Origin of the sequence: Pseudoalteromonas sp. Of7M-16 (assembly GCF_022347805.1) — a bacterium.
Classification (GTDB): domain Bacteria; phylum Pseudomonadota; class Gammaproteobacteria; order Enterobacterales; family Alteromonadaceae; genus Pseudoalteromonas; species Pseudoalteromonas luteoviolacea_F.
The window spans coordinates 319,117-331,344 of the sequence record NZ_JAKRFY010000008.1; the positions used below are offsets into that span (position 1 = coordinate 319,117).

General features: G+C 42.7%; 10 protein-coding genes and 5 tRNA genes. 2 read left to right on the top strand and 13 right to left on the bottom strand.

The genetic code is table 11. From position 1 onward, the window contains the following. Window positions 1-62 precede the first annotated feature (62 nt). The 11 genes from ppiD to MHN81_RS11235 all read right to left on the bottom strand — a co-directional run bounded on the left by ppiD (window position 63) and on the right by MHN81_RS11235 (window position 9,512). Complete coding sequence (gene ppiD, locus MHN81_RS11185) at window positions 63-1,976, bottom strand: peptidylprolyl isomerase (RefSeq protein ID WP_239425737.1); 1,914 nt, start codon at window positions 1,974-1,976, stop codon at window positions 63-65. A 159-nt stretch (window positions 1,977-2,135) separates the two neighbouring features. Further along, on the bottom strand, window positions 2,136-2,408 hold the full coding sequence (hupB, locus tag MHN81_RS11190; RefSeq protein WP_023397161.1) for a nucleoid-associated protein HU-beta: 273 nt from the start codon (window positions 2,406-2,408) through the stop codon (window positions 2,136-2,138). Between the two features lie 209 nt (window positions 2,409-2,617). Continuing rightward, entirely contained in the window at window positions 2,618-4,987 is a 2,370-nt protein-coding gene (gene lon / locus MHN81_RS11195; protein ID WP_023397162.1) for an endopeptidase La, read from the bottom strand. A 123-nt stretch (window positions 4,988-5,110) separates the two neighbouring features. Continuing rightward, window positions 5,111-6,394 carry an ATP-dependent protease ATP-binding subunit ClpX gene (gene clpX, locus MHN81_RS11200; RefSeq protein WP_023397163.1) on the bottom strand — a complete coding sequence of 428 codons (1,284 nt, stop codon included), beginning with the start codon at window positions 6,392-6,394 and terminating at the stop codon, window positions 5,111-5,113. A gap of 233 nt (window positions 6,395-6,627) precedes the next feature. Next, a complete protein-coding gene (gene clpP, locus MHN81_RS11205; RefSeq protein WP_023397164.1) occupies window positions 6,628-7,236 on the bottom strand; it encodes an ATP-dependent Clp endopeptidase proteolytic subunit ClpP in 609 nt (202 codons plus the stop codon). A gap of 188 nt (window positions 7,237-7,424) precedes the next feature. Beyond that, on the bottom strand, window positions 7,425-8,732 hold the full coding sequence (gene tig, locus MHN81_RS11210; RefSeq protein WP_023397165.1) for a trigger factor: 1,308 nt from the start codon (window positions 8,730-8,732) through the stop codon (window positions 7,425-7,427). A 275-nt stretch (window positions 8,733-9,007) separates the two neighbouring features. Beyond that, window positions 9,008-9,084: transfer RNA gene (locus MHN81_RS11215), tRNA-Pro, on the bottom strand. Window positions 9,085-9,107: 23 nt separating this feature from the next. Further along, window positions 9,108-9,184: transfer RNA gene (locus MHN81_RS11220), tRNA-Pro, on the bottom strand. 21 nt (window positions 9,185-9,205) lie between these two features. Next, window positions 9,206-9,281 (bottom strand) — tRNA-His (locus MHN81_RS11225). A gap of 28 nt (window positions 9,282-9,309) precedes the next feature. Continuing rightward, window positions 9,310-9,386 (bottom strand) — tRNA-Arg (locus MHN81_RS11230). 49 nt (window positions 9,387-9,435) lie between these two features. Next, a tRNA-Pro gene (locus MHN81_RS11235) sits at window positions 9,436-9,512 on the bottom strand. A gap of 390 nt (window positions 9,513-9,902) precedes the next feature. On the opposite strand from MHN81_RS11235, the gene folD reads away from it, so the two are divergent. Beyond that, window positions 9,903-10,757 carry a bifunctional methylenetetrahydrofolate dehydrogenase/methenyltetrahydrofolate cyclohydrolase FolD gene (gene folD, locus MHN81_RS11240; protein ID WP_023397166.1) on the top strand — a complete coding sequence of 285 codons (855 nt, stop codon included), beginning with the start codon at window positions 9,903-9,905 and terminating at the stop codon, window positions 10,755-10,757. Between the two features lie 28 nt (window positions 10,758-10,785). Here folD and MHN81_RS11245 read toward each other — a convergent pair whose 3' ends face one another. Next, entirely contained in the window at window positions 10,786-11,208 is a 423-nt protein-coding gene (locus MHN81_RS11245) for a hypothetical protein (RefSeq protein ID WP_023397167.1), read from the bottom strand. Between the two features lie 111 nt (window positions 11,209-11,319). Further along, entirely contained in the window at window positions 11,320-11,784 is a 465-nt protein-coding gene (locus MHN81_RS11250) for a Rid family detoxifying hydrolase (RefSeq protein WP_023397168.1), read from the bottom strand. A gap of 229 nt (window positions 11,785-12,013) precedes the next feature. Between MHN81_RS11250 and MHN81_RS11255 the strand changes: the two genes are divergently transcribed. Continuing rightward, window positions 12,014-12,184, top strand: a complete 171-nt coding sequence (locus MHN81_RS11255; protein WP_023397169.1) for a hypothetical protein — start codon at window positions 12,014-12,016, stop codon at window positions 12,182-12,184. Window positions 12,185-12,228: the final 44 nt, after the last annotated feature.

A 12,228-nucleotide genomic window follows, 5' to 3' on the forward strand; every position in this document is an offset into this window, starting at 1 on the left:
AACATCTGTTAAAATAAAAAAACCACCTTACGGTGGTTTTTTTATTCATCATTAGAAGTGTCTTAGTTTTCTTCTGCTACTTCAAACGTGCTCGGCTTCACGATATCCGCCGTGCCTTCTAATGCGCTTAAAAGTGCAAGGTAGTTCTTGTTCACTTGAGTTCTTGTAATGCTCTGTTTCTGTTGAGGCTCGATCTCACCAGCAACATCAGCAAGTTTCACAGCTTTAACAACTAGTAATGCTGAATCGCCGTTATTTAATTCAACCATTGCTTTAGATGTGTTTCCTTCAGCAGGGTGAGGCAATTTGAACGCTTTGGTCACCAAAGCAGGTGAAACTGCAAAGCTCTGACGCGCTAACGAAGCTTCAGTCTTCATTTCAAGAGATTCAGCAGTAGCGATATCTGCAAGTGCTTTACCTTCTTCAAGTTGTGCAAATAACGTCTCTGCTTTTTCTTTTGCCAGCTCAGATGCTTTATCATTTACTAAGCGTGACTTAATTTGCGCAGACACCTCTTCAAGTGGTTTAACCGCAGCTGGTTTATGCTCAACGACTCTCACTACAACTACATGCTCAGGTGCAACTTCAATTACTTCAGAGTTTACGCCGTCTTCCAGTAATTCTGGTGTGAAAATAGCGCGAGTTACCGTAGGCTGATTTAGCGGTGCAGGTAATAAGTTGCGCGCAACAAGTTCAGTGCTTTTCACTTCTACTTCAGCAGCTGCCGCCGCATCTTCTAGTGTATCTGCAACTTCAAACGCTAACTCACGTACTTCTTCTTGCTTGCCATAAAAGGCGTCAATTTTCGCGTTTTGCTCTAACTCAGCACGTAATTCTGCTTCTAGCTCCGCAAACGGTTTAACTTCCTGCGCCTGAAGATCTGTTAATTGGATGATATGAAAACCAAATTCTGATTCCACAACATCTGAAAATTCACCTACATTTGACAAAGCAAACGCGGCCTCTTCAAATGCAGGATCCATCATTTCACGCTCAATCCAATCAAGGTCACCGCCTAGTTCACCGCTGGCAACGTCGTCAGAGTGCTCTTGAGCAAGCTTCGCAAAATCAGCACCAGCTTGCAACTGAGCATATAAGTCTTGCGCTTTTGTCTTAGCAGCTTCAGCATCTTCCAAGTTTTCAACTAGGATATGTGAAACACGACGTCTTTCGTCTTCAGAGTACTGAGCTTGATTTTCATCGTAATAAGCTCTTACCTGCTCATCGGTGACTGGCTCTAGCAGTTCCATATCAGCAGCTTTTAGTTCAATGTAGTTCAGTGCAACTTGCTCTGACGACATAAACTGGTCTTGATTCAAATCGTAATGATCTTGGATTTCAGAGTCTGTTACAGAAACCTGATCTTTTAAAGTTTCTTTGTCCAGTACTAGATAGTCCACATCACGTGTCTGCTGCTGTAAAACTAGCGTCTGCTTTACTTCACTCTCCAGCGCAAAATCAGAACCTGCAATCGCCGAAACCAATTGGTTACGCGTCATCTCTTCACGTAGATACTCACGGAAGTCATCAGGTTGGAAGTTCATTTGTCTGATCAGCTGTAAATAACGCTCATTGCTGAATTGACCACCAATCTGAAAATACGGCATTTCAAAAATAGCTTGCTTGATCTGCCCATCGCTCACGCGCAGTCCAAGCTCAATAGCAAGCTGGTTTTGTAGCTCTTGTTGTACCAAGCGATCTACAACCCCTTGACGAATTTGTGCCATATAAGCTGGATCAGATGCGATTTGCTCGAAGTACTCGCCAAATTGCTGTTCTAATCTACCACGTTCATTTTCGAACGCCCTTGCAAATTCCAACTGGGTAATTTTAACACCATTGACTTCTGCAACTGGTTGCTCTGTGGTTTGACCTAGGTAACCACCGATCCCTGCCAGCGCAAAAGACAAGATAACTGCACCAAGAACGATCTTGGCAGCAAGGCCCTGAGAGCCCTCTCTAATCTTTTCAAGCATTTGTTCTATCTCTTATCTAAGTCAAAGCACCAAGGTACTTTGCATCAGTTAGCTCATGTAAAAAAAGCGTATCTTACCAGATACGCTTTTTATCTTGAAGCTTATGCGTCCAATTACATCTATTTAACAATAGTGTGATTGTAAAAATATAAGCTTTTCTTAGTTAACCGCGTCTTTTAGAGCTTTACCAGCTTTAAAAGCAGGGATGTTAGCAGCAGCAATATCAATTGCAGCACCCGTTTGAGGGTTACGACCTGTGCGTGCAGCGCGCTCACGAACAGAAAAAGTACCAAAGCCTACAAGGGCAACTGAGTCGCCATCTTTTAGCGCAGCGGTTACTGACTCAATGAATGAATCCAGTGCACGACCAGCAGCGGCCTTAGAAATATCAGCATCAGCTGCGATTTGATCGATTAATTGAGATTTATTCACAATATCATCCTCTTACATTGTTATTATCAAGAGCGATGGTGGTTTAAAACTAACATCACTTTTGTTGTTAACTACGAGAAATCTTTCGATTCTCTATTGCTTAAATGTATTACAGCCTAGAAACTACGGGGCTTCCCGTGCCCTAGGCCTAAATCCAGTGCTTAACTTAGCACACCATTAGGATTTGAAAACCCTTTTTATCGACTTTTTTAAGCTTTCACAGCAGTTTTTTGCGTTTCAACAGTAAAACTGTCCACAGGTTGAGCAAGAGCGATTGATAAAACGTCTTCAATCCAAGTAACTGGGTGGATCTCTAAGCCCTCTAAGACATTTTCAGGGATTTCTTTTAAGTCCCTTTCATTCTTTTTAGGAATGACCACAGTCTTGATCCCGCCTCTGTGTGCAGCCAGCAGCTTTTCTTTTAAGCCGCCAATAGGCAGTACTTCACCTCGAAGAGTGATCTCGCCAGTCATAGCCACATCGCTTTTCACAGGGTTCCCTGTCAAGCTAGATACCAAACCTGTAACCATCGCAATACCTGCACTTGGCCCATCTTTAGGTGTAGCACCCTCTGGCACATGAACATGAATGTCACGCTTTTCGTAAAAGTCTGCATTAATTCGTAACTTTTCAGCACGATTTCTGACCACAGTCATTGCAGCCTGAATCGACTCTTGCATAACATCGCCCAACGAACCTGTATAGGAAAGTTTACCCTTACCAGGTACCGCAGCGCTTTCAATCGTTAGTAAATCACCACCAACTTCAGTCCAAGCCAAACCAGTCACTTGACCAACGCGGTCACCGTCTTCTGCTTTGCCATAATCAAAACGCTGCACACCTAAGAAACTCTCTAGGTTATCTGCGTTAATCACGACTTTCTTTTGGTCTTTATCCAATAAAATTGCTTTCACAGCTTTGCGGCACAGCTTGGACATCTCACGCTCAAGATTACGCACACCCGCTTCACGCGTATAGTACCTGATAGTGTTGATAATCGCGCTGTCTTCAATCTCGATTTCCCCAGCCTTTAAACCGTTGCGCTTAATTTGCTTAGGGATCAAATGCTGCTTTGAAATATTTAACTTTTCGTCTTCTGTATATCCAGAAAGACGAATAACTTCCATACGATCAAGTAGCGGACCTGGGATATTGAAACTATTTGATGTCGCAACAAACATCACATCAGATAGGTCATATTCAACTTCTAAATAATGGTCCGCAAAACTGCTATTTTGCTCAGGATCTAATACCTCAAGCAACGCAGATGCAGGATCGCCGCGCATGTCTGATGACATTTTGTCGATTTCATCGAGTAAGAACAGCGGGTTTTTAACCCCAACCTTACTCATACTTTGGATCAGCTTACCAGGCATTGAGCCAATATACGTACGGCGGTGTCCGCGGATCTCCGCTTCATCACGTACTCCACCCAGCGCCATGCGAACATATTTACGGCCAGTAGACCGCGCAATGGATTGACCCAAACTCGTTTTACCTACACCCGGTGGGCCAACAAGACATAAAATGGGACCTTTAAGCTTGTTAATGCGCTGTTGAACCGCTAGATACTCAATAATACGCTCTTTGACTTTATCCAACCCATAATGGTCAGCATCTAAAATCTTTTGCGCATTCGCTAAATCTTTTTTCACCTTAGAGCGCTTTTTCCAAGGTACATTAATCAACGTATCAATATAGGAACGAACAACAGTTGCTTCCGCTGACATCGGCGACATCATTTTCAGCTTATTCAATTCAGACGCTGCTTTTTCTTCAGCCTCTTTTGGCATTTGAGCTTCACTGATGCGCTTTTTCAGGGTTTCAAATTCGTCAGGTACGTCGTCTAACTCACCGAGTTCTTTCTGAATGGCCTTCATTTGCTCATTGAGATAGTACTCTCGCTGTGACTTTTCCATCTGCTTTTTCACGCGAGAACGGATTTTTTTCTCAACTTGAAGTAAGTCTATTTCACCTTCCATCAAAGCCATTAAATACTCAAGGCGCTCCGTCACATTATACAATTCAAGCACTTTTTGCTTTTCAGGTACCTTGATTGGCATGTGCGCAGCCATCGTGTCTGCTAAACGCGCAGTTTCGTCAATGCCAGACACGGAAGTCAGTACTTCAGGTGGGATTTTTTTATTGAGTTTTACATACCCTTCAAACTGACTTACTGCGCTACGGATAAAAATATCTTGCTCTTGCTCGGCAATATTTTCAGAGGCAATAAATTGAGCTTGCGCTAAGAAATACTCATCAGTTACTAAAAACTCATCAATTCTTGCTCTTTGTGTCCCTTCCACCAGTACCTTAACGGTACCGTCAGGCAACTTCAATAACTGCAAAACCGTAGCAACTGTACCGACTTCATAGATATCGTCAGTGCTAGGATCATCGATGGAGGCTTCTTTCTGAGCCACTAAAAAAATTTGCTTGTCATTTTCCATTGCAGCTTCGAGACATCTAATAGATTTCTCTCTACCAACGAATAGCGGGATCACCATATGAGGGTAAACCACGACATCGCGCAGTGCTAACACTGGAATTTCAACTCGATCCGTTCTCTCAAGCGTCATTATGTTCTCTTTGCACTTCATTTATTTTTAAGATTACAGAGGTATATGGGGATGACCTCTATAAAGTTCAACTCTTGGACAAAAAAAGGAGCACTAGGCTCCTTTTCTAACTTATCTGATAAATCATTCAGATGCAGCTTTATCTTGACCACTATTTTCGTAAATTAAAATGGGATCTGACTCCCCTTTAATTACAGTCTCATCAATCACTACTTTGCTAACATCTTCAATTGAAGGAAGCTCATACATAGTTTCAAGGAGCACAGCTTCAACGATAGAGCGAAGTCCTCGAGCACCTGTTTTACGTTCCATCGCTTTATGCGCAATCGCTTTTAAAGCATCTTCACGGAATTCAAGCTCAACGCCTTCCATCTTAAATAGCGCGCCATATTGTTTGGTAAGCGCATTTTTTGGCTCGTTCAGAATCTGTATTAGTGCGTCTTCATCTAGCTCGGTTAGCGTAGCAACAACAGGTAGACGACCTATAAACTCGGGAATTAAGCCATATTTTACTAAATCTTCTGGCTCAACGTCTTTAAACGTTTCGCTTAATGAACGTTCGCTGTCCGATGCTTTTACTTCTGCACCGAAACCAATACCGGTATTGGTATGACTGCGCTGTTCAATAACCTTATCAAGACCCGCAAATGCGCCACCACAAATGAACAGAATTTTTGACGTGTCTACTTGTAAAAACTCTTGCTGAGGGTGTTTACGTCCACCTTGCGGAGGAACAGATGCCACTGTACCTTCAATCAATTTCAATAGCGCCTGCTGAACACCTTCACCAGATACATCTCGCGTAATTGATGGATTATCAGACTTGCGTGAAATTTTATCAATTTCATCGATATAAACGATACCACGCTGCGCTTTTTCAACGTCATAATCACACTTTTGTAAAAGCTTTTGAATGATGTTTTCAACGTCTTCGCCAACGTAACCAGCTTCGGTCAAGGTAGTCGCATCAGCCATGGTAAATGGCACGTCCAATAATCTGGCCAATGTTTCTGCCAAGAGTGTTTTACCACTACCTGTTGGGCCAATTAACAGGATGTTACTTTTACCTAGCTCTACGTCTGTTTTGATACCCTGATTCTTGAGTCGCTTGTAATGGTTATAAACCGCTACTGACAACACTTTCTTGGCATGTTCTTGACCGATAACATAGTCATCTAAGTGATTGCGGATCTCTTTAGGCACCGGAAGTTTATCAGACGCATCATGCTGCGGCGCGATATCCTTGATCTCTTCTCTAATGATGTCGTTACACAGTTCGACGCATTCATCACAAATATATACTGATGGACCAGCAATCAATTTGCGTACTTCGTGCTGACTCTTACCACAAAATGAGCAGTACAAGAGCTTGCTATTCTTGTCGCCGTCTGTAGGAGTGTCTGACATTCAACTACCTCTTAAATTTGGTGAGTTATCTCTAATTCGATAACACAATACATGCTTTAACTATACCAAATAAACTTTCAGTTGGCATAACTAAGCTAAAGCAAAGTGGTGCTACTCGGTCAAAAGCAGCTTTTTTTACACCGAAAGTAAGTCAACTTGGACATCCTTAAGATATAGATCCAAGTTTTATTATTTCAAGGTGTAAAATACCACCTTTCTTTAGTTTTTAATCTTTAGCGGCTTGTATGTACCGCATCAACTAACCCATACTCAACCGCTTCTTGAGCATTCATAAAGTTGTCACGGTCAGTGTCATTGGCAACAACATCATACGGTTGACCCGTGTGTTCAGCCATCAACCTATTTAATTTTTCTTTGATTGTTAAGATTTCTTTGGCATGAATCTCGAAGTCAGATGCCTGACCTTGGAAACCACCTAATGGTTGATGAATCATTACACGAGAGTTTGGTAGACAGTAACGTTTGCCTTTGGCGCCGCCCGATAGCAAAAACGCCCCCATGCTCGCAGCTTGACCTACACATACCGTACTCACATCTGGCTTGATAAAGTTCATGGTATCGTAGATCGACATGCCCGCGGTGACAGAACCACCAGGGGAATTGATATACAAGAAAATATCTTTGTCAGGACTTTCTGACTCTAAAAACAGCATCTGCGCAACAATTAAGTTGGCCATATGATCTTCAACTTGGCCAGTTAAAAAGATAATTCTCTCTTTTAGAAGGCGCGAGTAAATATCGTAAGAACGCTCACCTTTTGCTGTTTGTTCAACAACCATAGGTACTAAGGCGTTTAGCGGGTCTATCATACCGTCATTCATATTATTGGTTCCTTTATATGCGAGGCAGGTTTGCTGCGTCATTCAAGACTCTCTCTTGAACAGACCTTAAATTATTAACTCTAATAACGAAAAAGGCTCGCAGCACTGCGTTTAACAGAGCATTACGAGCCATTTAAGCGTTAGCTTAGCTGTAAGTCAATGCTTTCCTCTAAGACGAGGTAAGAAACTTACTCTGCAGCTTGTTGAGGGTTCATGATGTCGTCGAAAGATTGCTCAACATCAGTAACCGTTGCATTTGAAAGTACTGCTTCCACAGCTTGCTCTTCCATTGCAACATTACGCATTTGCTGCATTAATTGATCATTTTCTTTGTAGTAGTTAACTACTTCTGAAGGATCTTCATATGCAGAAGCAACAGTTTCAATTAGTGATTCAACTTTAGCGTCATCAACTTTGATGTCGTTTGCCTTGATCACTTCACCAAGAAGAAGACCAGTCTTAACACGTGTTACAGCTTGCTCATGGAAAAGTTCAGCTGGTAGCTCTGGCATGTTTTTAGCGTCGCCGCCAAAACGTTGTGCAGCCTGTTGACGAAGTGCATCGATTTCTTGATCGATAAGCGCTTTAGGTACGTCAACTTCATTTGTGTCTAGTAGACCTTTGATCGCTTGCTCTTTAACCTTTGCTTTAACAGCTTGGTCAAGTTCACGCGTCATGTTCTTCTTAACTTCTTCTTTAAGCGCATCAACACCGCCTTCAGCAACGCCGAATTTAGTTGCGAACTCATCGCTTAGCTCAGGAAGCTCTTGAACTTCTACTTTTTTCACTGTGATAGTGAACTGCGCTGGCTTACCTTTTAGGTTTTCAGCGTGGTACTCTTCAGGGAAAGTTACGTCTGCAACAACTTCTTCGCCCGCTTTTTTACCAACGATACCATCTTCAAAACCTGGGATCATACGACCTTGGCCAAGCTCTAGAGGGAAGTCTTCAGCTTTACCGCCTTCAAACTCTTCACCGTCAACTGTACCTAGGAAGTCAACTGTAACACGGTCGCTTTCGCCGGCAGCAGCATCTACTTCAGTCCAAGATGCGTGTTGCTTACGAAGTGTTTCTAGCATGTTTGCTAGATCATCTTCAGTCACTGTAACAACTGGCTTTTCAACAGTTACTTTATCTAGGTCTTTTAGCTCAACTTCTGGGTAAACTTCAAAAGTTGCTTCAAACTCTAGATCTTTACCAGCTTCTAAAGTTTTTGGCGCGAAGCTTGGAGCACCCGCAGGGTTGATTTTCTCAGAAACGATTGCTTCGATGTAGTTACGCTGCATAAGGTCGCCAGCAACTTCTTGACGAACTGCTGCACCGTAGCGCTTGTTGATCACAGAAACTGGTACTTTACCAGGACGGAAACCGTCAATACGCTGTGTTTTAGACAGTTGTTGTAAGCGTTTTTTTACTTCAGTCTCAACGTTCTCTGCAGGAACGGTGATAGTCAGACGGCGCTCAAGGCCTTGAGTCGTCTCAACAGAAACTTGCATGATATACCTCAATTTTCATTTTTGGCGGCAACGCGCCTTCCTTCACAAACAAGTCGACATTGGAGTGTAATCGGAAACAACGCATTTAATCGCATTCATTCAAAACCAATTACATGTCAGGCTTGCTGCCTGCCCCATCAGGGCACTATGTTAAACATTAGACGCGGCATTATAACCTATAAAACGGGAGAGTCGAGCAATCAGAACAAATAATTGATAGATAAAATAGGAGTAAATTAAAGAGATAAAAAAAATGATGAAATTTATGAGAGAAGTGGTCGGCGATGCAGGATTTGAACCTGCGACCCCTTGGACCCAAACCAAGTGCGCTACCAAGCTGCGCTAATCGCCGATAATATATATTTTTTAGAAAAGTGGTCGGCGATGCAGGATTTGAACCTGCGACCCCTTGGACCCAAACCAAGTGCGCTACCAAGCTGCGCTAATCGCCGATATATTTTTGAGAATGTAGATGGGGCGACTGATGGGGCTCGAACCCACGACAACCGGAATCACAATCCAGGGCTCTACCAACTGAGCTACAGCCGCCACTACATACTTGTGGACTTTATTTAAATGGCGCACCCGGAAGGATTCGAACCTTCGACCCACGGCTTAGAAGGCCGTTGCTCTATCCAGCTGAGCTACGGGCGCAACACAAACAACACTTGTGTGCTATCCACCCACTAACTTTAGAAGAAAGTGGTCGGCGATGCAGGATTTGAACCTGCGACCCCTTGGACCCAAACCAAGTGCGCTACCAAGCTGCGCTAATCGCCGATTTCGTTACTTACTTAGAATGTTTTTGTTTAACACCCCTCGTTGGCAACGGGGTGCATAATAGAGATTTGAGTAGTTGAGGTCAAACATTTTTTTTATAAATTCGTTCAACTGCCTATTTTTGACACAAAAGGGTTAAAAAGCAGCTGAAAAAGCCAAAATTCACCCAGTTTCTACGGTGACTTATACTAATGCATACGCTTTATCTCGGAATCTAACTTGGCTAATTAGCTTAAGTTTGCGAAAATATAGCCAACACCGCTGGTTTATCTATTTATGTTACTTTGTAATTGCTAAATATATCAGCTGTAGTAAAAATTATTACTAGAGTCTCTCTATGTTGACTCTATAATCGTTCAAGTAACTAACCCCTATATATAAAGGTCACCCATGACGGCAAACATCATAGATGGCAAAGCAATTGCGAAACAGGTTCGCAATACAGTCGCAACTCGTGTTGAACAGCGCGTAACTCAAGGGCTTAGAGCTCCAGGATTAGCAGTAGTACTTGTCGGACAAGATCCGGCCAGTCAAGTATACGTTGGCTCAAAGCGTAAAGCATGTGAAGAAGTTGGCTTTGTATCAAAATCCTACGACCTACCAAGCGATACAAGCGAAGCACAGTTACTCGAGCTAGTCGATAACCTCAACACAGATCCAGAAGTAGATGGAATCTTAGTACAGCTGCCTTTACCTGAAGGGCTAGATGCAGAGAAAATTCTTGAACGTATCCACCCACATAAAGATGTTGATGGGTTTCATCCATACAATGTTGGTAGGCTTGCACAAAGAATGCCTGCACTGAGACCATGTACACCAAAGGGCATTATTACCTTGTTAAATTCGACGGGTGTGCGTTACAGAGGTATGCATGCTGTGGTTGTTGGCGCTTCAAATATTGTAGGACGCCCAATGTCACTTGAGCTTTTACTGGCTGGCTGTACTACAACCGTATGTCATAAATTCACTCAAGACCTTGAATCTCATGTACGCCGTGCTGACTTACTTGTAGTTGCAGTTGGAAAGCCTGAGTTTATTCCCGGTGAGTGGATCAAAGAAGGCGCGATTGTAATTGATGTTGGTATTAACCGACTCGAATCTGGAAAACTCGTTGGCGATGTGCAATATGATATCGCAGAACAAAAAGCCAGCTTCATCACACCGGTTCCTGGTGGCGTCGGCCCAATGACAGTAGCTAGCCTTATAGAAAACACATTAGAAGCTTGTGATAAATACCACAGCTAGCTAACCAAAAAATAGGAGCATTCACCTGTTATGGATGCTCCAATTGTTCCTCGGCTTCACCATCCCTGCCCCCTCTATACTCTTTAGCAAGCATTGACTGTAACATGGACATTTGTTTTTCAAATTCTTTTTGTTCTATCGCACCTGACTCTAATCTATCAACCAGCTCTCTCATTTGGGTTTCTATCTCTTTGATCTTTTCCTCATTGACGCCAAGACGGTTAAACATCATAGTTTGCTGAGCCTTAGCTAAAAAGCTGTCATTCAATCGCGATGTAGAGAGATCTTTTTGTTTTAATGCGAACGAAAGCTCTGACTCAGCACCTTGGCTGCTCATCTCTTTTGCAAACATCTGAGCCTTAGTATCTCGCTCTTCGATCTGTTTTGCCGTAAGCGGCTTATCCGAGAGAGACTCAGTGTGGTTCATTGGGGAAGTTCTGTGTAGCAACATCGTTATCTCCTTTAAACGTCGGCTAGCAATTGCCTATTGCAGCCTTCTAGCCTTGTTTAAAGCAAATGTCACGCCATAAAATAAGAACACCACACATAGCGCATTTTCGTTTTACTTCGGTACCACAGCCATACATTCAACTTCCACTCGAGCACCTAGCGCAAGCCCATTTGTCGCAAAGGCACTGCGAGCGGGGTAAGGTTTTGAAAAGAACTTGGTGTAGATTTGATTGAATTTGGGCCATTCATTAATATCAGCAAGCATAATCGTGCACTTCACAATGTTTTTCATCGACAAACCATGCGCTTCTAAGCTAGCTTGAATATTTTCCATGGTTTGCTTACTTTCACCTTTAATGCCCCCTTTCACAAGCTGCGTTGTGCCAGGTTGAATACCTATTTGGCCTGATAAGTACACAATATCATTCACCCGCACAGCTTCTGAAAAAGGTAAATTGTGCCCCGCAGGCAGCACGGCATAGGAGTTTAAAAACTCAACCTGACTACCATTTCCAGATTTGGCATACGACAGCCCCGACAATGCCAATAAAGTTATAGCAAGTATCTTTTCCTTCATCTTCTTTTTCCATAAATTGATGTGATAAATATCCAAAATACCACTGTTCATCAGAAAACCAAATGGAGCTAGCCTCGCTCCTCACATAACCATACTTGATAATTTTTCATTGGCAATCAAATTGAACAAATATTAGCCTAAACATGCACCTACAGTACTCTTTCAGGAGAATTAGTCTAGAGTGCAAATAAATAGGCGATCAGCCGGAAAAATTAACAAAGGAATAGTTATGAAACTGAATTTAAATAAAAAGAAAGTTAAAACCCTAAGCAACGACAACCGTGCTCTACCATATGCCCAAACACCTAATATTGCAGGTGGTTATCGCACTAAAACGGGTTGTAATGGCACCACTTACGCGTGTCACTCGAATGGCCCCTGCCATACGTATTTTTGCTAATAAAAAAAGGAGCACTAAGTGCTCCTTTTTAGAATGCTTATCGC